This window comes from Arthrobacter sp. ok362 (assembly GCF_900102785.1).
GTDB lineage: Bacteria > Actinomycetota > Actinomycetes > Actinomycetales > Micrococcaceae > Arthrobacter.
Genome location: NZ_FNGC01000001.1, coordinates 227,260 through 252,771 on the forward strand (window position 1 = coordinate 227,260; position 25,512 = coordinate 252,771).

Genomic DNA, 25,512 nt, shown 5'->3' on the forward strand with positions numbered 1-25,512 from the left:
CCATCGTGTGGCCGGTGTGCTTGATGAACCCCAGCGTAGGCGTCCGATTTTTCCGGGGTGTTTCCCGGGTGTTGCCGCTTTTGCCCTGCCTGTTCGCCAGTATTTACCGGCCGGTAATGCCGTGCGTCACACCCCCGCGGCGGGCCTCCTTGGAGACAGCTCAGACACCTCCGTTACACCCGGATCCGGTAGCCGCGCTTCACCACGGTTTCCACGAGACGGGTGTCCGGCAGCGCGGACCGCAGCCGGCTGACGGTCATGTCCAGGGCATGCACGGAACCGCGCAGTTCCAGGAGGTCCGAGAGCGCCTCGCGGGACAGCACGGCCCCGCCAGCGCCGATGAGCGCCCGCAGCAGCAGCAGGGGTGCCGGTGCCATGTCGACCGCCTCGCCGTTGATCCGCAGCGAGCGGCCGCGCAGCTCCACGGAACCGGAAACTGTATCGAGCCGGCGGACGTGGTTGAGCGCCAGGTGCTCGCAGACCAGCCGGATCAGGGCGCCCATCCGGAAGCGTTCCGGGATCAGCGGGTGCAGCCCGGCGTCCAGCAGCGGCTGCGCGGTGATGGGCCCGACCACGGCGGTCGCCACAGTGGTCTTCAGGCTCTCCACGAGCTGTTTGTAGACGCCCATCTCATGCGCCGTGCTCCACATCGCGTCCACGGCGGGGGCGCTCGTGAAGGTCAGGACATCCAGGTTGCCGCTGCACGCGGCTTCGATGAGCTTGGGCAGCCGGTCGGCGCCGTCGGGTTTGACCCAGCGGTAAGGGGTGACGGTCAGGACGGTGGCGCCGGACATGCGCAGGCGCTCGAGCTGGCGGACATCGGTGTAGCCGTGCAGCTGCACCGCGACTGTCTTGCCCCGCACACCCTCGGCAAGGAGCATGTCCACGAGCGTGGCCGTGGTTTCGTCGCTGCTGATTCCGACGTCGGCAAGCCCGGCCGCACGCACGGCGCCGCGGGCCTTGGGCCCGCGGACGAACATCCGGGTGGCGGAGAGGGTCTCGAGCAGCTGGTCGCCAATGCCAAACGTGTCCGCGGCCTCGCACCAACGGCGCATGCCGTAGGCGGTGGTGGCGATGCAAAGTTCGGGCCGGGCGGCGATGATCGCCCGGGTGTCCTCGATCAGGCTCTGGTCCTCCCGGACCGGGGCGATCTTCAGTGCCGGGGCGTGAAGCACCTCGGCACCGCGGCGCTCGAGGGCCTCGATGAGGTCCTGCGAGCGGCGGTGCGAGGTGACGCCGATCCGGAAGCCGTCCAAAGGAAGGTCCCGTTCGGTCGCGTCCTCTGATGCTTCCGGCGCGGGTGCTCCGGAAGTTGCGGGGACCAACGGTGTTAAGGGTGCGCCGGGCTCCGGGAATGTTGCGGCGACGGCGTTCAATGCGCTCATGGGAATCCTTACGCCTCCATCAGTGATGCGGCCAGTCGGTCGAGCTCTGCCGTGGCCTCGGCACAGCCCCGGTTGGCCTCGGCCACCCGGACAACCTCCCCGATCACCAGGACGGCGGGGTTGCTGCAGCCCGCGGCTGCGGACGTGATGGTGCCCAGCTCGGCGATTGTGGTGCGCTGGCCGGGGCGGTAGCCGCGTTCGACGACGGCCATCGGCATGTCTGCCCGCATCCCTGCCCGGCGGAGTCCGGCCGCGAGGTGGTGCAGGGTGCCGATCCCCATCAGGACCACAATGGTTCCGCCGAGCCCGGCCAGGTGCGTCAGTTCTTTCTCGGTCAGCGGGGCGTGGCCTGAAACGACGGTGAACATGTGGCTGACTTCGCGGTGCGTGACGGGGATGCCGGCGGCCGCCGGCACCGAGATGGCGCTGGTCACTCCCGACACCACCCGGACCGGAACCCCGGCCGCGACGCAGGAAGCGACTTCCTCACCGCCGCGCCCGAACACGTAGGGGTCCCCGCCCTTGAGGCGGACCACATTGTTCCCGGCCAGCGCGCTTTCCACCATGTGCCTTTCGATGTCGGCCTGGCTGACCTTGTGGTGGCCGGGCTTCTTGCCCACATCCACGAGCGCAGCCGAGGTCAGGGACGGCAGCTCCTGGTACGGGGCGAGCCGGTCGTAGAAGACGACGTCGGCATCCCGCAGCGCCGCAACGGCGGCGACGGTGAGCAGCTCGGCGGTCCCGGGGCCGCCGCCGACTAGCGTGACGTGTCCCACCGGGCCGGCAGCGGGCTCGGCCGCCACCGGAATGCCGGTGGCCTGGCACCGGCCCAGGAGAGCCTCCCAGCCGGGCTGGCCGTCGTCGACTGCCGCCACCAGGAACGGGCGCTCGGGCAGCGGACCGTCAATTCCGGCGCCCTGCGGGGAGCTGAGGCGGAACACGATGGCGCCGGCCGCTTCATAGCGCCGCACGGCCTGCCGCGCGGCGTGGTCCGCGCCCGTGACCAGGACTTCGCGTCCGGTCAGGTCAATGGTGAGCTGCATGGCTATACCTCGTTCTCGTCAGGCAGTTCCGGGGTGGTGGCACGGACCGGGATGGAAGCGCCGATCAGCACTGGCTGCTGACCGGCCAGCGCCTTTTCTTCTGCCGTGGCGGGGCGCATCTGGCCGCGCTCGTCGGAGACGAAGGTGATGGAATCGTCCTTCTGGTCCGGGGCGTTGACGAAGGAGCGGAAGCGGCGGAGGCGCTCGGGATCCTTCAGGGTGTCGGCCCATTCGTCGACGTAGGTGTCAACGTGCTTGGCCATGGCGGCCTCGAGGTCCTCGGCGATGCCCAGGGTGTCGTGTACCACCACGTCCTCGACGTGCTTGATGCCGCCGTCGAGCTCTTCCTGCCAGCGCGCGGTGCGCTGCAGCCGGTCGGCGGTGCGGATGTAGTACATGAAGTAGCGGTCGATGTACTTGATCAGGGTTTCGTCGTCGAGGTCCTTGGCCAGCAGCTGGGCGTGCGCCGGGGTGGCCCCGCCGTTGCCGCCGACGTACAAGTTCCAGCCGTCCGCGGTGGCGATGACGCCGACATCCTTGCCCCGGGCCTCCGCACATTCGCGGGCGCAGCCGGAGACACCCATCTTCAGCTTGTGCGGGCTGCGGAGACCGCGGTAGCGCAACTCGAGCGCGATGGCCATGGCCACCGAGTCCTGGACGCCGAAGCGGCACCATGTGGAGCCGACGCAGGACTTCACCGTGCGCAGGCTCTTGCCGTAGGCCTGGCCGGATTCGAAGCCGGCATCCACGAGTACCTTCCAGATTTCCGGAAGCTGCTCCAGCCGGGCGCCGAACATGTCGATCCGCTGGCCGCCGGTGATCTTGGTGTAGAGGCCGTACTGCTCGGCGACCGCGGCGATCACGCCGAGTTTCTTGGGGGTGATCTCGCCGCCGGCGATGCGCGGAACCACCGAGTAGGTGCCGTCCTTCTGCATGTTGGCCAGGGCGCGGTCGTTGGTGTCCTGCAGGGTGCCGCGGCCGGCGTCCAGGACGTAAGCGCTGTTCTGGCTGGCCAGGATGTTGGCGATGGTCGGCTTGCAGATATCGCAGCCGGCGCCGGTGCCGTATTTGGCCATGATCTCCTCGAAGGAGGTCAGTTCCAAGACGCGGATGGCGTCGAAGAGTTCCTGGCGGGACAGCTCGATGTGTTCGCAGAGTGCCTTGGAGACCTCGACGCCGGATTTGGTCAGTTCCGTCTCGAGCAGCTTCTTGAGCATCGGCACGCAGGAACCGCAGCTGGTTCCGGCGCGGGTGCAGCCCTTCAGCTCGCCGAGTTCCCGGACGGGCGCGTTGCCGTCGCAGGCCCCGCAACCGTTGACGGTGTCGCGGATGGTTCCCGCGGAGACGTTGTTGCAGGAACACAAAATGGCATCGTCCGGCAGTTCGGTCTCCGGGGCGTCGCCGCCGCCGGCCGCGGTAAGGTAGGCGCCGGGCTCGGCCGCCAGTTCGCGGCCCAGCATGGGGCGCAGGGAAGTGTAGGGCGAGGCGTCGCCGACGAAAATCCCGCCGAGCAGGGTCTTGGCATCGTCCGTGGTGACGATCTTCTGGTAGACGCCGCGGGCGGGGTCGGCGTAGACGATTTCGAGCGCGTGTTCCGTGCGGGCGAAGGCGTCCCCGAAGCTGGCGACGTCGACGCCGGAGAGCTTGAGCTTGGTGGCCGTGTCGAAGCCGGGGAAGGTTGCGTCGCCGCCATGCAACCGGTCCGCGACGATTTCGGCCATTGTGTTGGCCGGCGCCACGAGGCCCAGGCACATGCCGCCGAAGTTGGCGACCTCGCCGATTGCCCAGATGCCGGGAACCTCCGTGGAGCAGTCCTCGGAGATGACAACGCCGCCGCGCTGGCCGAGCTGGAAGTGCTGCTGTGCGCCCTCAGCGGCCCGGAACAGCTCATCGCGGGGCCGCACACCGATCGCAACGATCACGATGTCGGCGTCGATGATCCGGCCGTCGGCCATGAGGACGCCGGTGACCTGGCCGGCGTCGTCGGAGAGGACCTCGGAGGGGAACACCCCGCCGTGGACGGTGAAGCCCTTGGCCTCGATGAGGCGGCCGAGCGCCTGTCCGGCACCCTCGTCCAGCTGGGTGTTCATGAGCCACGGCGAGCCGTTGATGACGATCGGGGTGGCGCCGAGCTGTTCGGTGCCGGCCGCTGATTCCAGGCCCAGGAGACCGCCGCCGATGGTGACTGCGTTGACCTTGCGGCCAAGCTTCCCGGTGAGGTCCGCGATCGCCTTGTTGATGGACCAGACGTCCTCAAGGGTGCGGTACACGTGGGTGAGTTCGGAGCCCGGGATGGGCAAACGGGCCGCGTCCGAGCCCGTCGCGACCACGAGCTCGTCATACGGATAGTCCGTTCCCGTCGCGGTCTTGACCGTCTTGCCGGCGGCGTCGATGCTGATGACGCGCTCGCCGGTTTTCAGGTTCAGGGCCGTGTGGTCCCACATGGAAGCGCTGCCCAGGGTGAGGTCGACGTCGCTGTCGGTCAGTGCCTTGCTCAGCGCAACGCGGTCGTAGGGGAGGTGGGCTTCCTCGGTGAGGACTGTAACGTGCCAGCCATCAAGTCCGCGGGCGTGCATGGCATCGGCGAAACGGTGCGCTGCTGGGCCGCCGCCGGCCACCACAATACGGCGCGGGGCGGCGCTGGCTGCGTCCTGGTTCGGGTGGCTTGAGGGGTGTCCGGTCACGGTGGGCCTTTCGCATGGGCCGCAGACGGTGCTCTGCAGCTTGTCGTCCCAGACTAGGCAAAGGGAATTTCGCTTCAGTTTCCCTTATGTTTCGTGATCTTAACTTCTGCATCACGAATGCATTTCCGGCCGTGTGAGCTCTCTTTTACGCGCCGGACACATCCGGCGCGTCCGGATGAAACACCGCGGGCCTAGCTTGAATATGTGGCCGCAGCAGCGGTTGAGCCCGTAAGGGATGTATCAGAGAGGGGCCGGGATGACCGCCGTACTTGAAACCGCAATACACGAGATTGAGGATCAGGCCGCTGAGCCGGCTGTTGGATCCGCGGCCCGCTGGCACCGGGTGTGCGCCGTGGCTGACCTGGAACCCGCGTGGGGCGAGGCGGCACTGATCGCGGGCCGGCAGGTTGCCCTGTTCCGCACCGTGTCCGGTGAGGTTTTCGCCGTGGCACAGGAAGACCCGGCGACCGGGGCGAACGTCATGGCCCGCGGCATCACGGGGTCCCGCGGGGACCGCCCCACGGTGGCTTCGCCGTTGCACAAGGAGGTCTACGACCTCGCTACGGGGCAGTGCCTCGGCAGCCCGGAGCTTCGGCTGGCCACCTTCGTTACCCGGATTGCGGGCGGATACATTGAGGTAGAACTCTAGAGGCCCAGGGCCTCGCGGACGTCCGCAAGGACGCTGTCCAGCGCGGCGCGGGCCTCGTCCCGGGCCGCCGGAAGCTCGGCGGCCGAACCGACACTGCGTATGACTTCCAGGTAGCACTTGAGCTTCGGTTCCGTGCCGCTGGGACGGATGATGACGCGGCTGAGGTCCCTCGTCAGGTACAGCAAGCCCTCAGTCGGCGGGAGGTGCTCGCTGCCCACGGCCAGGTCCGTGACGGCCTCGACGCTGGAGCCGCCGAACGATTCCGGCGGGCTGACCCGCAGCCGGTTCATCATCGCGTCCAGCAGGCCGAGGTCCGCCACCCGGATGCTGAGTTGGTCGCTCGCATGCAGCCCGTGCACCAGGTAGAGCTCGTCCAGGGTGTCGAAGATGGTCTTGCCCCCGGCCTTTGCGGCGGCCGCGAGTTCGGCGATCAACACCGCCGCCGAAATGCCGTCCTTGTCGCGCACCAGCGACGGGGCGACGCAATAGCCCAGCGCCTCCTCGTAGCCGTAGACCAGCCCCGGCACGCGGGCAATCCACTTGAAGCCGGTCAGGGTTTCCTCGTGGGCGTAGCCTGCCGCGGCCGCGATCCGCGCCAGCAACCGGGAAGACACAATCGAGTTTGCGAATACGCCGGCCGGCGCCTCGCCGCTTGCGGCCTGCCGGGCCACGACGTGGGCACCGAGCAGGGCGCCCACCTCATCGCCGCGCAGCATGCGCCACGCGCCGGTGGCAGGGTCCTTCGCCGCCACGGCTGCCCGGTCGGCGTCGGGGTCGTTGGCGATCACGATGTCGGCGCCCTCGCGCGTCGCCGCCTCGAGGGCCAGATCCAGCGCCCCGGGCTCTTCCGGGTTGGGGAAGTTCACCGTGGGGAAGTCCGGATCCGGCTGCGCCTGTTCCGTGACAAGCGTGACGTCGGCGAAACCGGCGGCGTTCAGCACAGCCACCGCCGTTTCCCCGCCCACGCCGTGCATGGGGGTCAGGACGATCTTCAGCCCGCGGGCCGGGAAGTGCTCCGGAACCGCCAGGGCCGCGATGGCGCCCTGGTATTCGGTGGCGATCGAGGGCTCCAGCACGGTCCACCCGTCCGCGGCCAGAACGATGGAGTCCAGGGCGCCGACGGCGTCGATCTTCGCCGCTATCAGGGCGTCGTAGGGCGCCACGATCTGGGCGCCGCGGCCGCTTTCCTCAACCGCGTGACGGCCGAGGTACACCTTGTACCCGTTGTCCTGCGGCGGGTTGTGGCTGGCGGTGACCATGACGCCGCCGTCGCAGTCCAGCGCCCGCACCGCGTACGCGAGCAGCGGGGTGGGCAGCGCGGCCGGCATCAAAAAGGTTTCAACGCCGGCCGCGGTGAGGATCGCGGCGGTTTCTTCGGCGAAAATATCGGAGTTGTAGCGGGCGTCGTAGCCGACGACGGCGCGCGGCCGGGTGCCGGGGGAGGTCTGCTCGACGGCGTTGGTGAGGAAGGCGGTGAAGCCGGCGGCGGCGCGGCGGACCACTGCGCGGTTCATCCGGTTCGGTCCCGGACCGAGGGCCGCCCGCAGTCCGGCGGTGCCGAACTCGAGGGTGCCGCTGAAGCTGTCGGCCAACTCCTGGCGGGCCCCGGCGACGCCTCCATCGGTGAGGCGGATCAGCTCAGACAGGGTGGCGGCGGTGGCGGGGTCCGGGTCCTGGTTTGCCCAGTCGCGGGCATCGCTCAGGAGTCGGGCCAGTTCGGCATCAGAAGACGTCATAAGAACCAAACTATCGCCAATCGCGAGCGATTCCTGCCCAGAGAATCGAGAGTTGGGGTTTCAGTTCCATCTCAAAGCCTCAGGCGGCACCTTGACACCCAAATTTCCGGACACGTAACGTCTGGAATATGAAGATGGGCCGTGGCGTGGAATGGGCCGTGCACAGTTGCGTCAACATGGCATGGACACCGCCGGGTGAGCCGGTGAACAGCGCACGGCTGGCCGAGTTCTACAAACTCCCGGCCGCCTATCTCAACAAGCAGTTTCAGTCGCTGGTCCGGGCCGGTGTGCTGGAGTCTGTCTCGGGGCCCCGCGGCGGATTTCTTTTGGCGCGCAGGCCGGAAAACATCTCGGTGCTGGACATCGTGCTGGCGCTGGAGGGCCAGGAGCCGGCCTTCCGGTGTGAGGCGATCCTCGGGAATGTCCCGGAACCACATCGGCAGGAGAACTTCGCGCGGACGTGCCTCATTTCCCAGACCATGCGTCAGGCCGAACTCGCCTGGCGCCAGGCCTTGGCGCGCCAAAGCGTCGCCGGGATTGCGGACTCGATGGAGCGGCGGTTCCCGGCTGACAAGGCAAAAGTCCTGGACTACCTGGCTGTGGAATAACCGCAGCGAGGTAGTCCAGGACTTTTGGCGTGGACCGGGTGGGTCCCCGAGGGGCCCGCCGGTTCCTGGATCAGGGCCCAGATCAGAGCTTGGCGATGATCTCTGCGAGCAGCTTGGAAATCCGCGGTCCGGCCGCCTGGCCGGCCTCAAGGACCTCCCCGTGGCTGAGCGGTACCGGACTGATCCCGGCGGCGAGGTTGGTCACGAGCGAGATGCCGAAGACCTCCATGCCGGCGTGGCGGCCGGCTATGGCCTCCAGTGCCGTGGACATGCCCACCAGATCAGCGCCGATCCGCTTGGCGTACTGCACCTCGGCGGGCGTCTCGTAGTGCGGGCCGGTGAACTGGGCGTAGACGCCTTCGTCCAGCGACGGGTCCACCTCGCGGGCCAGGCCGCGGATCCGTGAGGAGTACAAGTCCGTCAGGTCCACGAACTTCGCCCCTTCCAGCGGAGAAGTGGCGGTGAGGTTGATGTGGTCGCTGATGAGCACCGGCGTGCCGGGCGTCCAGTTCTCGTTGAGCCCGCCGCAGCCATTGGTCAGCACGAGGGTCTTGCAGCCGGCGGCCGCGGCGGTGCGCACGCCGTGAACCACGGAGCGGACGCCCTTGCCCTCGTAGTAGTGTGTGCGTGCGCCCAGGACGAGGGCCCGCTTTCCCTCTTTGGTCAGTACCGAGCGGATGGTGCCCACGTGCCCCACCACAGACGGTGCGGAGAAACCGGGGATTTCGCTGGCGGACAGGGTTGCGGTGGTCTCGCCGATCAGCTCGGCCGCGTCACCCCAGCCCGATCCGAGGACCAGCGCGACATCGTGGGAGTCGACGCCCGTCTCTTCGGCGATGTAGTTGGCGGCGTCTCGTGCGGCGTCGAAGGGGTCCGCGTTCAGGAATTCTGTATAACTCACTGGTACAAGTTATCGCGTGCCGGGCCTGCTGCCCAGCATGCACGGCTGGACCCGCGCGCGGCCCGGATTCTTGGTGGCTCCGGTTCGGATGGTGGACAATAGTTGTTTGTGACTACGCATCCTGACTTCAGCTCACCCCGCATCGCAATTCTCGGCGGAGGGCCCGGCGGCTACGAAGCCGCCATGGTCGCCGCCTCGCTGGGGGCGCAGGTCACCATCATCGAGCGTGCGGGACTCGGCGGCTCCGCGGTGCTGACCGACGTCGTTCCTTCCAAAACCCTGATCGCGACGGCGGACCTGATGACCCGCGTAGCTGAGGCGGGGGAGCTGGGCGTCAAGTTCGACGTCGACGGCGGCGACTTTGCCCCGGCGATGCGCGCGGACCTCAAGCACATCAACGACCGCCTGCTCCGCCTGGCGCGCAAGCAGTCCGAGGACATCCAGGCCGGCCTGGAACACCAGAACGTCCGCATCGTGATCGGCTCGGGCCGACTGGTGGACAACCACACGATCGAGGTCCTGACCGCCGAGGGCACCGAGACGGTGGAAGCCGACACGATCCTGCTGGCGGTCGGCGCCCATCCGCGCGAGCTGCCCACCGCGCGTCCGGACGGTGAGCGCATCCTGAACTGGGCCCAGATCTACAACATGGACGAACTCCCCGAAGAGCTCATCGTGGTGGGGTCCGGTGTCACGGGAGCAGAATTCGCCTCGGCCTACAACGGCCTGGGCTCCAAAGTCACCCTGATTTCCAGCCGCGACCGCGTGCTGCCGGGCTCGGACACCGACGCCGCGGAGGTCCTCGAGGGCGTCTTCGAACGCCGCGGGCTGAAGGTCCTCTCCCGGGCCCGCGCCGAGACCGTGGAGCGCACGGAGGACGGCGTCGTTGTCACCCTCGGGGACGGTTCAAAAGTGACCGGCAGCCACTGCCTGGTCTGCGTCGGCTCCATCCCGAACACCGCCGGAATCGGCCTGGAGGAAGCCGGCGTCGCGCTCACCGAGAGCGGCCACATCAAGGTCGACGGCGTCTCGCGCACCACGGCGCCGAACATCTACGCCGCAGGCGACTGCACCGGTGTCCTGGCCCTGGCCTCCGTGGCCGCGATGCAGGGCCGGATTGCCGTGGCCCACTTCCTGGGCGACGCCGTCATGCCGATCAAGCTGCACCAGGTGGCATCGAACATCTTCACCTCGCCCGAGATCGCCTCCGTGGGCGTCTCCGAGGCCGAGATCGACTCCGGCAAATACCAGGGCGACATCATCAAGCTGTCCTTGCGCAGCAACGCCCGCGCCAAGATGCGCAACCACCGCGACGGCTTCATCAAGATCTTCGCCCGCAAGGGCTCGGGCACCGTCATCGGCGGCGTCGTCGTGGGCCCGAACGCGTCTGAGCTCATCTTCGCGATCTCGATCGCCGTGACGCAGAAACTGCATGTCGACGACATTGCCAGCACCTTCACCGTGTACCCCTCGCTGAGCGGCTCCATCTCCGAAGCAGCCCGGCGGCTCCACGTTCATATGTAACTCAACGGAGGCCCGCCCGAATCCGGAGGCTGATGCCATGCAGAGTCCCCAGGCCCTGATCGACGCCGTCGAGCGGGCGGCCCAACCGCCTGCCGGGGACGAGGAACAATTCGTCGGGTACGGCGTGACCGGTGTTCCGTTCAGTTCCGGCTACGTTCTGGCATTGCGGCGATTCGCCACGTCGTCGATCGGGCCGGGGTACACCTCGGTCTGGATCCGCAACCCCGCCGGCGCGTGGTCAATGCATGGCACCGTGGACCCCGGACTCTCCTGCCCCCGGTATTTCGGCACGGCACTCGAATCCGCGTCGATGTCCCGCATTTCCATCACGTGGAGCGAGGATCACGCCTTTACAGTCGATGTCGACGGCGGGGCTGTTCTGCACTGGGAGCTCACGTTGCGTCCCACGACGGTCACCCGGCTCATGTCGGCGGTGTCCGGCGCAGCACCGGAGGGGCTCTGGCGAAACCGCCATTTCCTGCGGTCCATGGGGGCCGTCGCCGGTCCGTTCCTGGGGGCCGGCCACATCGGGCTGACGGGCCAGGTTACCAACGGCCAAAGTTTCGCGGTCCGCCCCCGGTGGATGTGGATCGTCGCGGGCAGCCGGGCCGTGCTGGGGGGACAGGACCTGGGAAAGCCGTCGGCCCTGCCGGTCCAGGACAAGTTGGGGGATTTCTGGATCCCCCAGCGCGGCATCCTGATGCTCGGAACGGTGGCGTTCGAGCCCGGAGCCTGAGCCGGCGGCAACGGCCGCCGGGAACCTCCTTTTTACTTGGTCCTAGAACGGGTACGGTGCAATGTCCGGCCGCACGGTCAGCCACTGGATTTCCGTGAAGGATTCCATGTTGGCGTGATGGCCACCGACCCGCGAGCCGTTGCCCGAGTTCTTGACCCCGCCGAAGGGCGAGTTGGCCTCGTCGGACACGGTCTGTTCGTTGATGTGGACTTTGCCGGAGTCGAGCCGGTCGGCGATCGTCATGGCCATGCCGACGTCGCCCAGAATCCCGATGGCGAGCCCGTATTCGTTGTCGTTGGCCAGAGCCACAGCCTCGTCCACGGTGCAGAACTTCATCACCGGGGCCACGGGACCGAAGATTTCGTCCTTCCACGCCGGGCTGGCGAGGGCGAGGTCGGCGAGCACGGTGGGCCGGTAGAAGCGGCCGTCATGGCTGCCGCCGGCTGCCAGCCGCGCGCCGCCCTGCACCGCGTCCTGGACGATCGTGTCCACCCGGTGGAGCTGCTTCTCGTCGATCACCGGGCCCAGCGCCACCGTTCCGCTCTTGGGGTCGCCCACCGGCAAATGGCGAGCCTTTTCCGCCAGGGCGCTGACGTAGTCCTCGTAGATGTCCTCGTGCACGATATGCCGGCCGGACGCCATGCAGATCTGCCCCTGGTGCATGAAGGAGCCAAACGCGGCGGCGGAAACAGCCTTGGGGAGGTCGACGCCGGGCAGCACGATCATGGCGCTGTTCCCGCCGAGTTCCAGGTGGGCATGCTTGAGCAGCCTGCCGGCCGCCTCGCCCACTTTGCGGCCGGCCGCCGTCGACCCCGTGAAGGCGATAACGCGGACCTCGGGCGCCTCGACGGCGGCGGCACCGATCTCGGCGCCGCCGGGCAAGAGGGACAGCAGGCCGGGCGGAAGCCCCGCCTCCTCGAACACCCGGACCAGGGTGACGCCACCACAGACCGCCGTGCGCGGGTCAGGTTTGAGCAGCACGGCGTTGCCAAGGGCCAGCGCCGGGGCGACAGCGCGGATGGAGAGGATGAGCGGAAAGTTGAAAGGCGCGATCACCGAGACGACGCCGACGGGCCGGCGCCGGGCGAAGGACCAGCGGTTCTCGTTCGAGGTCAGCACGTCCCCTGCCGGGAGGGAGGGCAGGGCGGAGGCGTCGTAGCATTCGTTGGCCGCGATATGGGTTTCCAGCCCTGCTTTGGGTGGGATGCCGCCGGATTCCCTGACGATCCAGTCCTGGATTTCCGCCGCATGCTCCTCCCAGAGCTGTCCCGCGCGGCGCAGCACGGCGGCGCGGTCCTCCGGGTTGCGGGCGGCCCATTCCTTTTGCGCTTTCGCGGCCACGGCGGCGGCCTCGCGGACGTCCTCCACGGAGGCCACGCCGTAGTGGCCCAGTGTTTCGCCGGTGGCGGGTTCGACGGCGTCGCCGGTCCCGCCGCTGCCGGGCCGCCAGCCGTTGAGGTAGATCTTGCCCTCCCACAGGGAGGACTCGAGCAGGGACATGTGGTGTCCTTTCGTCGTGGACTCATGCTTGTGTACCGGCCGGTCGAATGCGAACCGGACCGGGCCTAGGTCCATCTCACGTCGGCGGGCCACCTTCGTCAAGAGCGCGGTCGTCAAGAGCGCGGTCGTCAAGGGCGCGGTCGTCAAGGGCGCGGTGCCGGGACGGGCTCCGCGGGCCTTTCGGCCGTATCGCGTCGCAGCCGGGCGCCGACACCATGGATCATGACCAAGATCTATATCCCCTACGGGAGCGTTGAAGGACAGACCTCCCAGATCGCGGAGTACATGGCCGAGCTGCTCCGGGCGCACGGGCACCAGGCAGAGACGGCGGACCTCAAACATTCCCGTGGCACACTTCCGGACGGCTACGACGGTGTGATCGTCGCGGCCTCCGTCCACATGGGCAAACACGAGGGGCACGTCACGGACTTCGTGAAGAAGAACCGCGGCGAGCTCGAGCGTTTGCCCTCCGCCCTGGTTTCGGTCAGCCTGGCTGCCCACGGAGACGAGGAAAACGCCGAGGGTTACGTGGAGAAGTTCGAGGAGGAAACGGGATGGCGGCCCGCGCACGTCGGGTTGTTTGCCGGTGCGCTGCTCTACACCCACTACGGCTTCATCAAGAGGCACCTGATGAAGAAGATCGCCAAAGACAAAGGTTCCCTGGACACGGACACCACCCGTGACTACGTCTACACCGAGTGGGACGGCGTCCAGCGTTTCACCGAAGACTATCTGGCGTGGTTGGCCAAGCCGGGCAGTCAGGCATAGGCGTCGGGCTCAGGAGTGGGGGTAGGGCTCAGGAGTAGGCGTACGGCGGAACCGTGTCGCCGGGGGCAAAGGGCCGGAACCAGTGCTCGAAGCCCAGCGCCCCGGCGTCGGCGCGGTCCAGACCGTCGCCGTCGTCGTCGGAGTAGAGCGCTTCGCTGTCGGCATCCTCCAGAAGGACTTCCTCGACGGCGGCCCGCCAGTTCTCCGGAAGGTCCAGTTCGTAGATCTCCTCGGTGATTTCCGCCTGATCGAGCAGGCAACGGACGGCCAGTGCCGCTGCGAGGCAACCGGGGGCGGTCCAGCCCCGGACCAGGGATGCGGTGACGTCGGCCGAGACCACGATGAACTTCTGGGTGAACTTCGCGTCGTAGCTCGCGGCGAACTGTGGCGGCAGTGAGGACAGGACGGAGGTGCCGGCGATGTCGGCCGGCGTGAGAACGTCAAGCGTGCTGAGCGTTCCGAGGTCGCGGAACAGCTGGTCGATGAGGATGCTGGACGAGTTCCACAGGAGTCCGGCCAGCAGGCGGGTCTGGCGCACGGCTTTGTGACGGTCCTCCGGTGAGACGGCGGCCATTTCGGCCAGGTCCTCGGGATCAAACTGGAGCCTTTGCTCGGCCGTCATCTCGTCCGGGTGCGGGTCGAGTCCGAGCAGTTCCAGGCTCAGCCCGGTGAGTTTCCCGGCGTCGGCCAGCAGTTCTTCGGTGATGTCGTCGTCTTCGTCGATCATGGCCCCGATGCTACCTGCCGCTGGGCCGTGGTCCGATTCGCGTTACGCGGCAGGGGTCTGCAGCGGCCGGCAGCTTTTAGGCGGCGGCCGCCCGGTGATCTCCCGATGCCGTGCTTTCGATCACCATCCGGGCGGATACCAGATAGGCGATCCCGCAGACCAGGGGGACCACGCTGGCCGCGACTAGCGATCCCACGGGGCCGGAACTTGCGATGAGCGTGATTACGAGCGGCAGGACGCCGAGGGCTACGAGCAGCCACCCTGCCAGTGCGGTGCGTTTCAGGCCGAGTACGGCGGCCGGGAAGGCAAGCGCGACGACGCTGACGGCAATGATGGGACCGTTTTCGCTGACGAAGCTGCGCAGGGCCGTGGGGTCGAAAGCGAGCCATACGCAGGCGGCGATGAAGGCGGACGCCAAGGCGAGCAGCAGGGGAGCGGTGGCCGCCGGCCAGAACCAGGCCGCGACCGCCAGGATGAGCATCGGCACCAGCCACACGAGGGTGATGATCAGCCCGGCATTGCCGCCCGGATCCTGCATGACGTAGCCGACGATGAAGATTCCCGCGACGACGGTGAACACGGCCATGACGGCCGCGCCGGTGCGCGTCAGCGCGGTGGCCCGCTCCTGCGGCTCCTTGGCGCGTGTCATGACGATGACGACGGCGAACACAACGATCGCGCCGAGCGCCAAGATGACCGGGACGTTCATGGGAAGCCTCCTGCTGACGAACGGGCCCTACGTTCATTGCATCCCCGCCCCAGCGGCTGTGGCAAGGGGAGAACGGCCCGCTTCGGGTTGTAGGGGATCCTGATCGTCCTGAACTCCGGCTTCGATCGGGCCTTACATTCGTCAACGGCGCTCACGATGGACGAGCTGGCGCGGTTCCTGCTCATTGTCCGCAACGACGGGGTGAGGACGATACGGACGACAACCCCCGCACGGGCGATCAGGGAGTAAGACCTCTATCTCCGGCGTGTCGCATGTGCAATAGTGTCGCTATGTGGATCGTCGTGCTATTGGCCATTGCGCTGGTGGTCGTATTCTGGAACTACATCTTGATTGGGCTCGGCCTTTGGGTATGTGCGCGCATTGTGCGCGCCTTCATCATTTTGACGGTGGCTGATTCGAAGCCGAACCGCCGCCCCGCACCCAGGCCCGTCCAGACCCGGCCCGTGGCCAAGCCCGTCCACTCCCGGCCCGTGGCCAAGCCTGCCCGCGCGCTCCCCGCGGCTGACTACCTGCCGAGGTGGAATGCCGACCGCCGGCTGGACGCCCGCCGGGAGCATGTCGAGTGGCAGAAGGAGTTCGACCAGGCGTCGTATCTTAGTGAAACCGCCATGGGCCGGGGGTCCACAAGGGGGTAGCGCGGCCGCTCAGGTGTCCGGCTGAGAAGTGCATCCCGCCCCCGGGCGTCAGAATGTGTACCGTCCACGACTGATCAAGCACCTGGCTGACGTCGAGATTCACCGAAGAAGGGCTGCGGGGGCGCTCGGCAGACCGCGGAACTACTCTTCAGCGCCGCCGTGGAGGCCGTCGTCGCTGCTGTCGCTGGAGGGAGAGCTTTCAGCGTCCTCGGGCGGCAGGTCCATGTTCCCGCGTGCTTCCGCCATCGTGGGTCCGCCGCTGGGGACGTTGTAACGCTCCGGGCGGATGCCGTGGGCCTGTTCCTCGATGAGGGCTTGCTCTTCACTGAAGCGGATCACGTTGGCCTCATCGCCGGCGTCGCCTGGAATGTCCTCCCGGATCTTCGAAGGGTTCGGAATGATGAAGCCGTCTTCGCTGCTGCCGTTCTTAGCCATTGGTTCGTCCTCTCAAACTGTGCCGTTGGTGACATCGTAAGCCTACTTCCTATCCAGCGCCCCCGGAAATCTGGGCAGCTAAGGGCTCAGCGCCATCCCGCGGCGAGGCGTCAGGCAACCGCCCCCTGAAAGTGCGCCTCGATGATCCCCCTAATGTCCTCGTGGCAACCGCCGCAGCCCGTGCCGGCCCGGCTGGCCGCTGAAACCTCTGGCACCGTCGCGCATCCGTCAATAACGGCAGACGCAATCTCCGTCCCGCTGACGCCGGCGCACCGGCAGACCGTCCGGGAGGGGTCCACCGCGCCCGCAGCAGCGGCCTGGTCCGGCCCGTCCAGGCGCAGCAGCAGAGACCTGTCCGCCGGCAGCTCGGCGCCGCGTTCGAACAGTTGCACGAGCTCTGCCGAGGTGCGGGGCATGCCCACAGCCACGAGGCCCTCGAGCACCCCGGCGCGGGTCGTCATCTTCACGTAGCGGCCGTGCTCGGGATCGGCCCACTGGGCAATATGCAGCCTGGCCCGGCCGTTCACGGCGCCGGCGGTCAGGGCTTCCTCGTCCCACGGGTCAGCAGATACATCCCCGGCCACGGCCATGTTCATGCCGCGGGCTTTGAGCACGATCACTCCCGGCAGTTCCGCCGGAAGGGGCGGCAAGGCCTCGGCCTCCGCCTCGGCGCCGGACGCCAAGAGGGTCAGATAGTCGGCGAGCCATTCGGCCTGCCGCCAGCCCGGGCCCACCAGCCCGGAGGGCCCCCGCGCGGTCCGGCACTGAACGCACTCGGGGTCCGGGCAGCGGACCTCGGCGCAGTCGCCGATCGCAAATATGTGGGGCTCGTGGTGCGCCCTCAAACGGTGGTCCACCAGGATCCCGGTGGCGGTGGAGAGCCCGCAGCCTTCGGCCAGCTCGGTCCGCGGCCGGACACCGCAGGAGAGCACCAGCAAGTCGCCGTCGATCGCGGAGCCGTCATCGAGCAGCAGGGCCGAGAAACCGCCGTCGGGGCCGTTGTGCTCCACGCCGACAGAGCGGGCGTTGCCGGCCACCCGCACGCCGCAATTCCGCAGGGACGCCGCGAGTACGGCGCCGCCGCCGCGGTCGATGTTCCGGCCCAGGGGGTGCGGACCGTTGTGCACCACGGTCACGGTGGCGCCTTCCTCGGCCGCGGCGAGGGCCGTCTCCAGGCCCAGCACGCCGCCGCCCAGGACCACCACGCGCTTGCCGCCCGCCACAGCAGAGTGGAGCACGGACGCGTCGCGGAGATCCCGCAGCGCGGTCACGCCCGGCGGCAGCACCGGCGCGGCCGGGTCCGGGTTGAGCCCGGTGAGGTTGGGGATGACAGGCCGCGAACCGGTGGCGAAGACGAGCCGCTCGTAGCCGGGCGAGGTGCCGTCGCTCAACAAAACCCGCTGGCGGGCGCGGTCCACACGCCGGACGCGGACGCCCAGCCGGACGTCGATGCCCTCGGCCACCAGCGCGGCAGCGTCCGAGAGGGCCAGGGCGGCCGGCGTGGTCCGGCCGACGCCGAGATCCGCCACCAGCACGCGGTTGTACGCGGCCTCGGACTCCTCGCCGATCACGGTCAGGTGGGCGAGCCCGCTGCGCACGGCCGGCAGCAGCTCGTCGATCAGCCTCGCCGCGACGGGCCCGAAGCCCACCACCACAATCCGCTCAGTCATGAGGCCTCCTCTGCTTGAAGAACGCGGGCTTGGGCACCTGCGTGAACATTGGTCTGCGGATCCGCCGACGCCGTCGGGCGGATCCACACCTTGCTGGTCTTGAACTCGGGCATCCCGGAAATGGGGTCCGTCGCCGCCTCGGTGAGCCGGTTGGCGCTCTCGAGTTCCGGGAAGTGGAACGGCAGGAACACCGTCTCCGGGCGGATGTCGGTGCTGAGCTCGGCGCGGCAGCTGACCTCGCCACGTTCGTTGGAAATGGAGACGAAGTCGCCGTCGGCGATACCCTGGGCGGCCGCCGCCGCGGGGTGGAGTTGCAGCCGTGCCTCGGGCTGGGCCTCGGCCAGGGCAGCGACCCGGCGGGTCTGCGCCCCGGACTGGTAGTGCTCCATGAGCCGGCCGGTGATGAGGGTCATCGGCGTTCCGGACTGGTCAGAACCGGCCCGCTTGGCCCCGGACGCGGAGGCAGAAGAAACAGTACGACGCCGGGGCGTCACCGCCGTGAACACCGCCCGGCCGTCGCCGTGCGCAAAAGCGTCCAGGAAGAGCCGCGGCGTTCCTTCGCTTCCGGCGGGGTAGGGCCAGTAGGCGGCCTCGCCGCGGTCCAGCATGGCGTAGTCGATCCCGGAGTAGTCGGCCAGGCCGCCGGAGGACGCGAGCCGGAGTTCCTCGAACACGGTTTCCGGGTCCTCGCTGAACGTGGACGGTGCCTCCAGCAATTCGGCCAGCCGGGTCATGATCCACAGCTCGCTGCGCACCCCGGGCGGGGGAGTGAGGGCCCGGCGCCGGCGCAGCACACGGCCCTCGAGGTTGGTCAGGGTTCCTTCTTCCTCGGCCCACTGGGTGACCGGCAGGACCAGGTCCGCCTCGGCGGCCGTTTCGGAAAGGAAGAAGTCGCACACCACGAGGAAGTCCAGGCTGCGCAGGCCCGCGATCACGGCGTTCGCATCCGGGGCAGACACCGCCAGGTTGGCGCCATGCACGAAGAGGCACCGGACGCCGTCGGGCTGTCCAAGGGACTTGAGGAGTTCGACGGCGGGGAGGCCGGGGCCGGGGATCAGGGTTTCGGGCACGCCCCAGACCTTGGCCATGTGGGCGCGGGCGGCGGGATCGGTGATCTTCCGGTAGCCGGGGAGCTGGTCCGCCTTCTGGCCGTGTTCGCGGCCGCCCTGGCCGTTGCCCTGGCCGGTGAGGGTGCCGTAGCCGCTGCGCGCGGAGCCCGGCAGGCCCAGCAGGAGGGAGAGATTGATGGCGGCCGTGGCGGTGTCAGTGCCGTCGACGTGCTGTTCGACGCCGCGGCCGGTGAGGATGTAGCTGCCGCCCTTGCGGGCGCCGTCTGCCAGCCGCCGGGCGGTTTCACGGATCAGCCCGGCGGGGACACCGGTGATCGACTGGACCCGTTCCGGCCAGAAGCTTCCGACGCTGCGCACCACGGCGTCGTAACCGGTGGTCCGGTCCGCGATGTAACCGGCGTCGGCCAGGCCCTCGTGGATCACCGCGTGGGAGATGCCCAGCAGCAGGGCGAGGTCGGTGCCGGGCAGCGGCTGCAGGTGCAGGCCGCCGCCGTCGGATGTGAACGCCGCGGTGGCGGAGCGCCGCGGGTCGACGACGATCAGCCCGCCGGCGTCGCGTGCCCCTTGGAGGTGCTGGACGAAGGGCGGCATTGTCTCGGCAACGTTGGAGCCGAGCATCAGGATGGTGCTGGCGGCGTCGAGGTCCGCCAGCGGGAACGGGAGCCCGCGGTCCAGGCCGAATGAGCGCATGCCGGCCGCGGCGGCCGAGGACATGCAGAACCGTCCGTTGTAGTCGATCCGCGAGGTGCCCAGGGCCAGCCTGGCGAACTTGCCCAGCTGGTAGGCCTTCTCATTGGTGAGGCCGCCGCCGCCAAACACGCCGACGGCGTCCGCGCCGTGCCCGGCGCGGGCCCGCTTCACGGCCGCGACGATCCGAGCGAGGGCCTCGTCCCAGCTGACCGGGCGGTGGACGCCGTCGGCGCCCCTCAGCAGGGGCTCCGTGACGCGGCCGGGGTGGTCCAGCAGCGAGGCGGAGGTCCAGCCCTTGCGGCAGAGGCCGCCGCGGTTGGTGGGGAAGTCCCGCCCACTGACCGTCAGGAGCGGGATTTCCCCACCAACCGCGGCGGCCGGAGCCGGCGCGGCGGGCACGGGGTCTGACCCCGGCCGGACAGCCGGGGTTAGAGCCGCTTCAGATGTGAGCGTCATGGCGCACTGCAGGGCGCAGTAGGGGCAGTGCGTGTCGGCGCCGGTGGTCATGTTAGACGTGTCCCATCGCGTTTCGGTTGGCGTTGCGGATGTAGAAGAACCAGCAAACGGCGAGCATCAGGACGTAGGCCCCCACGAATCCGTAGAACGCCGGGGTGTAGGAGCCGCTGGCGGAGTTCGAGGCGTTGAGCACCTGTGGGATGACGAATCCGCCATAGGCGCCGATGGCCGAGATCAGGCCCAGGGCCGAGGACGCGAGCCGCTGGGTGGTCACGGTGCTGGCACCGGCGCGGGCGGCCCGGCTGGTGGTGGCGAAGATGACCGGGATCATGCGGTACGTGGCGCCGTTTCCGAAGCCGCTGGCGGTGAAGAGGAGCAGGAAAAGGACCAGGAACAGCCAGAAGTTCTTCAGCGGCAGGGTCCAGATCATGGTCAGGGTGATGACGGCCATGGCCGCGAAGGCCCTGACGGTCATCCGGGCCCCGCCCATCCGGTCCGCCAGGCGTCCGCCGTAGGGGCGGGCCAGGGATCCGACCAGCGGGCCCAGGAAGGCCAGGGACAGTGCCACGGTGCCGACGCCGATCGAGGAGAACGCCGGGAAGTAGTCCTTGATGAGCTTGGGGAACACCCCGGCGAAGCCGATGAAGGATCCAAATGTGCCGATGTACAGCAGCGCCATGATCCACAGGTGCGGTTCCTTCAGCGCGGCCAGCGAACCTGCGACATCGCCCTTGGCGCTGGTGAGGTTGTTCATGTACTTCCAGGCACCGAAGGCTGCCAGGAGGATCAGCGGAACCCACATGAAGCCGGCGACGGGCAGGTTCACGGTGCCGGCCGCCAGCAAGGTGATGGCGATCGGAACGGCCAACTGTGCGACGGCGGCACCGAGGTTTCCGCCGGCGGCGTTCAGGCCCAGGGCCCAGCCCTTTTCCCGTACGGGGTAGAAGAAGGTGATGTTCGCCATCGAGCTGGCGAAGTTGCCGCCGCCGAATCCGGCGAGCGCGGCCACGAACAGCATGACGCCGAACGGGGTGGTCGGGTTCGCGACACAGAGCCCCAGGCCGATCGTGGGGATCAGCAGCAACAGGGCCGAGACGATGGTCCAGTTGCGGCCGCCGAAGCGCGGAACCATGAACGTGTAGGGGATCCGCAGCGTGGCGCCGACGAGGCTCGGAATGGAGATCAGCCAGAAGATCTCGTTGGTGGAGAACTTGAAGCCCGCGGCGGGAAGCTGGACCACCACAATCGACCAGAGCTGCCAGACCACGAAACCCAGGAACTCGGCGAAGATGGACCAGTTCAGGTTGCGCCGGGCGATCGAGCGGCCGGCCGATTCCCACTGCTCCTTGTTTTCTGCATCCCAGTTGGCGATCCAGCGGCCGGGCCGGTGGTCGAGGGTAAGAGTGTCAGTGCGGGCAGCACCGGCATCTGCGGTGCCGATTTCGGCTGTGCGTTCAGCAGTCACGGGGGAGACCTCCTTGGGGGTGTTGTCTTTCCAAGGTAGGGACGGCGCGTTTCAGGGACGGTCGCGGTTTATTAACGCGCTGTGACTTTTGCCTATCGGGGCTTTTATGACGGTGTGAGAATGGCTGTGACGACCACCACGTGAGACAACGACACGATGTCCAAATAACGGACTATTTGTCCATTGGCTGGACGGTGGGAACTAATATCAGACATATACGAATCCCTAGCCGGCGGCCCCGGGCATCGGGCTCTTGGGGAACATCCGACCGGTCTTCATGAAAGCGTTACTACATGTCATCCACTGCAACCTCCGCGGAGCGTGGGTCCACCAAGCAGGTGAATTCGCGCGGCCGCGTGATTGTCGCCAGCCTGATCGGCACCACCGTCGAGTTCTATGACTTCTACGTGTATGCCACCGCTGCCGTGCTGGTTTTCCCGAAGCTCTTCTTCCCCGGGCAGAACGAGACCACCCAGCTGCTGGCGTCCTTCGCTGTGTTCGGCGTCGCGTTCATCGCCCGCCCGCTCGGCTCGATCGTCTTCGGCCACTTCGGTGACAAGTTCGGCCGCAAGGGCACGCTCGTTGCCTCGCTGCTGACCATGGGTATTGCCACCTTCCTGATCGGCTGCCTGCCGACGGCGACCGTCCCGGGCTGGGCCTTCTGGGCCCCGGCGCTCCTCGTGGTCCTGCGCTTCGCCCAGGGCCTGGCCCTCGGCGGCGAATGGAGCGGGGCGGCCCTGCTGGCCACCGAAAACGCCCCGTCGCACAAGCGAGCCATCTACGGCACGTTCCCGCAGTTGGGAGCCCCGATCGGCTTCATCATCGCCAACGTGATCTTCCTGGTCTTCAGCTACACGCTGACGCCGGAAGCCTTCATGGAATGGGGCTGGCGGGTGCCGTTCCTGCTCAGCGCCGTCATGGTCATCATCGGCCTCTACGTGCGCCTCAAGCTGATCGAGACCCCGGCCTTCACCAAGGTCCTCGAATCCAACGAGGTTGCCAAGCTGCCGCTGGCACGGGTCTTCAAGACCAGCTGGCGTCCGCTGATCCTGGGCACGTTCATCATGCTGGCCACCTACGTGCTCTTCTACCTGATGACCACGTTCACGCTGACCTACGGCACCCGGGCGTCCAGCCTGGACACAGCGAAGGCAGCTGCAGAAAAGGCCGGTAAGCCGATGACCGAAGCCGCCGCGGCAGCGTTCGTCCCGGGCTTGGGCTTCAGCCGGAACGACTTCCTCTGGATGCTGATCGCCGGCGTCGTATTCTTCGGTATCTTCACGCTGGTCTCCGGCCCGCTGGCCGAGAAATTCGGCCGCCGCAAGATGCTGATCGCCGTCACCACCGGTATTTTGGTCTTCGGCCTGCTGTTCGTTCCGCTGTTCAGCGCCGGCTTCGTGGGCACCATGGCGCTGCTGATCATCGGCTTCTCGCTGATGGGCCTGACGTTCGGTCCGATGGGTGCGCTGCTGCCGGAGCTGTTCCCGACCAACGTCCGCTACACCGGCTCCGCCATCAGCTACAACGTCTCCAGCATCCTGGGCGCAGCCGTGGCTCCGTTCATCGCCGTCTGGCTCTGGGAACTGGCCGGAGGCAGCACCGTGCTGGTGGGCGTCTATCTGGCGTCCATGGCCGTGCTGACGCTGATTGCCCTGTTCGTGAGCAAGGAAACCCGGGACCTCGACTACGAGAACAACGTGGCCTAAGCCTCGCCGATAACGCAGAAGCCCGGCGTGCGCCGGGTTCTGGCGGTCGTTGCAACACCCTGGATTTTGGGGAGTTGCAACGGCCGTGTCGTCTTTAACAGATGAAACAGGGTTTGAGTGAGGAGAACCGGTGGAGGCACGTCGGGGTTGGGCCGGCCCGAGGTCTTAGCCCAGCAGGGAGACTGCGTGGGCGATGACGAGGGCCAGCAGGACGAATCCTCCGGCGGCTTCGAGACCCATCATCATTTTGGCCCGGGGAGACAAAGGCATGGTGTCCGTGGGACTGAATGCCATGGAATTAGACAAGGAGAAGTAGGTGTAGTCGACGAAGGAAGCCACCCACCCGCTCTTGACTGACGACCGCGTCGCAACTTCCGTGACAGCGTCATGGTCTTCGTCCTGGGGAAACCGGAAGTCAGCAGCCGGAAGACTGTCCCGGTGGGCATTCCGCCGTGCGACCGGCCCGCCGCGGTCCAATTCCCAGAAAACCAGGGCGAACGCGATGATGTTAGTTACCCAGATCTGCAGTGCTGCCAGGAGGAGCGTGCGCCCGTTGCCGCTGCCGGAGGAGGTCAGCAGAATGATGAGTTGCACCAAGGCAACACCATTGGCGGCGACGAGGAGGAGTGCCTGGCCCGTGGCCAATTTTTTTGACCATCGTGTCTCTTTGCGCAGGCGGCGCGGGTTAAGGATCAGCAAGGGAATGAGCATCACGAGTCCAGTTCCCACGACTGTGTAGCGGATGACCGGGAGGAAGGCGCTGGGAAGGGCGGCGTAGAGACCCAGTGCAATCAGCAGGCCGGTTACGGCCGGCCAACGGTGTTGGGAGCGGTCCTTCGCGTTTGCCGTGTCAGGCATCCACCGATTCTAGGCAAACCGCCCAGCATTCCGGCTGGGCGCGCCATGGAAGCTAAGACATGGTTCTAAGCTTACATACCATTGCGCAGGCGCAAGCACTCCAGTTAGATTGTTATCAGGGGGGACCACGTCGGCCCTGGAAATTTGGCGGGATGCTGACGTAATTGCTGACACGCTAAGGAGTTGCCTTCTATGGAAAAAGCCGGGCGCATCGTCGTCATTACGGGATCCACTGGCGGAATCGGACGCGCTTCGGCAGTCGCCTTCGGCCGTCAAGGCGCCGTGGTGGCGTTACTTGCCCGCGGTGAGGCGGGCCTGGCCGGAGCCGCGCAGGAGGTGGAGGCTGCTGGCGGCCGGGCGTGGACCATAAGTGTCGATGTCGCCGACGCTGAAGCGGTCGATGCCGCCGCCGAGCGGATTGAGCGCGAGCTGGGACCCATCGACGTCTGGGTCAATGTTGCGTTCACCTCTGTATTCTCCCCATTTTCCGAAATCACTGCTGGGGAGTTCAGGCGCGTTACCGAGGTCAGCTATCTCGGTTATGTCTACGGAACGATATCGGCCTTGAGGCGCATGCGGCCTCGGAACCGGGGAGTCATTGTGCAGGTCGGCTCGGCCCTTGCCTACCGCGGCATCCCACTTCAGACTGCTTATTGCGGCGCCAAGCACGCCATTCAGGGGTTCAATGAATCCCTGAGGTGTGAACTGCTGCATGAATCGAGCGGAATCCACACCACAATGGTGCAAATGCCGGCGGTGAACACACCCCAGTTTTCCTGGGTGCTGTCCCGTCTTCCGCATCACGCGCAGCCCGTGCCACCCATTTACCAGCCAGAAGTTGCCGCGCGGGCGGTGGTCTATGCAGCGGACCATCCACGGCGACGCGAGTACTGGGTGGGCGGCAGCACCGCCGGAACACTCATTGCGAACTCCTTCGCTCCTGGCCTGCTGGACCGTTACCTGGCCAAGACGGGCTTCAAGGCCCAGCAGACCTCGGAACCTCGCAGAGCCGACCAGCCCGTGAACCTTTGGGAGCCCGCAGACTCCGAGAAGGATTTCGGAACGCATGGCATTTTTGATAGCCGGTCCGCCCGGCACAGCGCGCAGCTTTGGGCCTCCCAGCACCATACAGCCGTCGGCGCTGCCGCGGCCGGGCTCCTCGCGGCCGCTGCCGGAGTGCTGTTCCGGGCGGCGCGCCGGTGAAGCCGCTGGAAGTGGTCCGGGCGGCCTACGGCATGAGCGAGTTGCTGGCACCGGACTTCGTGTCGGGCCGGCTGCTCGGTGAGGCGCCGGACGGCAGGGCGCGGGCGGTGATTCGGGTACTCGGCGCGCGGCATTTGCTTCAGGCGGTGCTGACGGCACGGGCCGGGCGGACTGCCCACCGTGTGGGGGGCAGCGTTGATGCGGTCCACGCTGCGAGCATGATTGTTCTTGCCGCGTTGGATGGCCGCCATCGGCGGTCCGCGGCCGCTAACGCCGCCCTTGCATTGGTCTTCGCGGCGGGGGAGTTCAAGTGATCATCTCGTGCGGTGCTGG

General features: G+C 67.6%; 22 protein-coding genes. 9 read left to right on the top strand and 13 right to left on the bottom strand.

Annotated features, from left to right (window positions below; translation table 11 throughout):
* Positions 1–173: 173 nt before the first annotated feature.
* The 3 genes from BLQ10_RS00945 to nirB are packed head-to-tail and all read right to left on the bottom strand — an operon-like array spanning position 174 to position 5,112.
* Positions 174–1,385, bottom strand: a complete 1,212-nt coding sequence (locus BLQ10_RS00945; protein WP_091557252.1) for a uroporphyrinogen-III synthase — start codon at positions 1,383–1,385, stop codon at positions 174–176.
* An 8-nt stretch (positions 1,386–1,393) separates the two neighbouring features.
* On the bottom strand, positions 1,394–2,428 hold the full coding sequence (cobA, locus tag BLQ10_RS00950) for a uroporphyrinogen-III C-methyltransferase (protein WP_091557254.1): 1,035 nt from the start codon (positions 2,426–2,428) through the stop codon (positions 1,394–1,396).
* Between the two features lie 2 nt (positions 2,429–2,430).
* Complete coding sequence (nirB, locus tag BLQ10_RS00955; RefSeq protein ID WP_091557257.1) at positions 2,431–5,112, bottom strand: nitrite reductase large subunit NirB; 2,682 nt, start codon at positions 5,110–5,112, stop codon at positions 2,431–2,433.
* 256 nt (positions 5,113–5,368) lie between these two features.
* Here nirB and nirD point away from each other — a divergent pair, with 256 nt between their 5' ends.
* A complete protein-coding gene (gene nirD / locus BLQ10_RS00960; RefSeq protein WP_091557259.1) occupies positions 5,369–5,761 on the top strand; it encodes a nitrite reductase small subunit NirD in 393 nt (130 codons plus the stop codon).
* On the opposite strand, the gene BLQ10_RS00965 is transcribed toward nirD, so the two are convergent.
* Positions 5,758–7,497 (bottom strand): phospho-sugar mutase, encoded by a 1,740-nt coding sequence (locus BLQ10_RS00965; RefSeq protein WP_091557261.1) that lies wholly within the window; start codon positions 7,495–7,497, stop codon positions 5,758–5,760. The two genes, nirD and BLQ10_RS00965, sit on opposite strands and share 4 nt — an antisense overlap.
* Positions 7,498–7,625: 128 nt before the next feature.
* Between BLQ10_RS00965 and BLQ10_RS00970 the strand changes: the two genes are divergently transcribed.
* Positions 7,626–8,105, top strand: coding sequence for an RrF2 family transcriptional regulator (locus tag BLQ10_RS00970; RefSeq protein ID WP_091557263.1), 480 nt, complete (start codon positions 7,626–7,628; stop codon positions 8,103–8,105).
* Positions 8,106–8,187: 82 nt separating this feature from the next.
* Here the strand turns inward: BLQ10_RS00970 and BLQ10_RS00975 are convergent, their stop codons facing one another.
* Positions 8,188–9,006, bottom strand: coding sequence for a purine-nucleoside phosphorylase (locus BLQ10_RS00975; RefSeq protein WP_091557266.1), 819 nt, complete (start codon positions 9,004–9,006; stop codon positions 8,188–8,190).
* Positions 9,007–9,114: 108 nt separating this feature from the next.
* Here BLQ10_RS00975 and BLQ10_RS00980 point away from each other — a divergent pair, with 108 nt between their 5' ends.
* Together BLQ10_RS00980 and BLQ10_RS00985 are read left to right on the top strand one after the other, a co-directional pair.
* A complete protein-coding gene (locus BLQ10_RS00980; protein ID WP_091557910.1) occupies positions 9,115–10,530 on the top strand; it encodes an NAD(P)H-quinone dehydrogenase in 1,416 nt (471 codons plus the stop codon).
* A gap of 37 nt (positions 10,531–10,567) precedes the next feature.
* Positions 10,568–11,266, top strand: a complete 699-nt coding sequence (locus tag BLQ10_RS00985) for a hypothetical protein (RefSeq protein ID WP_091557267.1) — start codon at positions 10,568–10,570, stop codon at positions 11,264–11,266.
* Between the two features lie 42 nt (positions 11,267–11,308).
* Here BLQ10_RS00985 and BLQ10_RS00990 read toward each other — a convergent pair whose 3' ends face one another.
* Positions 11,309–12,766, bottom strand: coding sequence for a benzaldehyde dehydrogenase (locus tag BLQ10_RS00990; RefSeq protein WP_091557270.1), 1,458 nt, complete (start codon positions 12,764–12,766; stop codon positions 11,309–11,311).
* A 222-nt stretch (positions 12,767–12,988) separates the two neighbouring features.
* Between BLQ10_RS00990 and BLQ10_RS00995 the strand changes: the two genes are divergently transcribed.
* A complete protein-coding gene (locus BLQ10_RS00995) occupies positions 12,989–13,534 on the top strand; it encodes a flavodoxin domain-containing protein (protein WP_091557272.1) in 546 nt (181 codons plus the stop codon).
* A 28-nt stretch (positions 13,535–13,562) separates the two neighbouring features.
* On the opposite strand, the gene BLQ10_RS01000 is transcribed toward BLQ10_RS00995, so the two are convergent.
* Together BLQ10_RS01000 and BLQ10_RS01005 are read right to left on the bottom strand one after the other, a co-directional pair.
* The gene (locus BLQ10_RS01000; protein WP_091557274.1) at positions 13,563–14,261 is read right to left on the bottom strand and encodes a hypothetical protein; all 699 of its coding nucleotides are present in this window, start codon (positions 14,259–14,261) and stop codon (positions 13,563–13,565) included.
* A gap of 76 nt (positions 14,262–14,337) precedes the next feature.
* Complete coding sequence (locus BLQ10_RS01005; RefSeq protein ID WP_091557277.1) at positions 14,338–14,970, bottom strand: hypothetical protein; 633 nt, start codon at positions 14,968–14,970, stop codon at positions 14,338–14,340.
* A 290-nt stretch (positions 14,971–15,260) separates the two neighbouring features.
* On the opposite strand from BLQ10_RS01005, the gene BLQ10_RS01010 reads away from it, so the two are divergent.
* Complete coding sequence (locus tag BLQ10_RS01010; protein ID WP_139164156.1) at positions 15,261–15,626, top strand: hypothetical protein; 366 nt, start codon at positions 15,261–15,263, stop codon at positions 15,624–15,626.
* 141 nt (positions 15,627–15,767) lie between these two features.
* Here the strand turns inward: BLQ10_RS01010 and BLQ10_RS01015 are convergent, their stop codons facing one another.
* From BLQ10_RS01015 to BLQ10_RS01030, 4 genes are all read right to left on the bottom strand, one after another.
* Positions 15,768–16,061 carry a hypothetical protein gene (locus BLQ10_RS01015; RefSeq protein ID WP_091557280.1) on the bottom strand — a complete coding sequence of 98 codons (294 nt, stop codon included), beginning with the start codon at positions 16,059–16,061 and terminating at the stop codon, positions 15,768–15,770.
* A gap of 110 nt (positions 16,062–16,171) precedes the next feature.
* Positions 16,172–17,731, bottom strand: coding sequence for an FAD-dependent oxidoreductase (locus BLQ10_RS01020; protein ID WP_091557283.1), 1,560 nt, complete (start codon positions 17,729–17,731; stop codon positions 16,172–16,174).
* Positions 17,728–19,998, bottom strand: coding sequence for a molybdopterin oxidoreductase family protein (locus BLQ10_RS01025; protein ID WP_091557284.1), 2,271 nt, complete (start codon positions 19,996–19,998; stop codon positions 17,728–17,730). The genes BLQ10_RS01020 and BLQ10_RS01025 overlap by 4 nt, the downstream gene beginning before the upstream one ends.
* A gap of 1 nt (position 19,999) precedes the next feature.
* Positions 20,000–21,388 (bottom strand): MFS transporter, encoded by a 1,389-nt coding sequence (locus BLQ10_RS01030; protein WP_254785357.1) that lies wholly within the window; start codon positions 21,386–21,388, stop codon positions 20,000–20,002.
* Between the two features lie 317 nt (positions 21,389–21,705).
* Between BLQ10_RS01030 and BLQ10_RS01035 the strand changes: the two genes are divergently transcribed.
* A complete protein-coding gene (locus BLQ10_RS01035; RefSeq protein WP_091557289.1) occupies positions 21,706–23,118 on the top strand; it encodes an MFS transporter in 1,413 nt (470 codons plus the stop codon).
* 165 nt (positions 23,119–23,283) lie between these two features.
* Here the strand turns inward: BLQ10_RS01035 and BLQ10_RS01040 are convergent, their stop codons facing one another.
* Positions 23,284–23,976: a hypothetical protein gene (locus BLQ10_RS01040; RefSeq protein ID WP_091557291.1), complete on the bottom strand. Its 693-nt coding sequence runs from the start codon at positions 23,974–23,976 to the stop codon at positions 23,284–23,286.
* A gap of 192 nt (positions 23,977–24,168) precedes the next feature.
* Between BLQ10_RS01040 and BLQ10_RS01045 the strand changes: the two genes are divergently transcribed.
* Both BLQ10_RS01045 and BLQ10_RS01050 read left to right on the top strand, forming a co-directional pair.
* The gene (locus BLQ10_RS01045) at positions 24,169–25,179 is read left to right on the top strand and encodes an SDR family oxidoreductase (RefSeq protein WP_091557294.1); all 1,011 of its coding nucleotides are present in this window, start codon (positions 24,169–24,171) and stop codon (positions 25,177–25,179) included.
* Positions 25,176–25,493, top strand: a complete 318-nt coding sequence (locus tag BLQ10_RS01050; RefSeq protein ID WP_091557296.1) for a hypothetical protein — start codon at positions 25,176–25,178, stop codon at positions 25,491–25,493. Before BLQ10_RS01045 ends, BLQ10_RS01050 begins: the two co-directional genes overlap by 4 nt.
* The last annotated feature ends 19 nt before the right edge of the window (positions 25,494–25,512 follow it).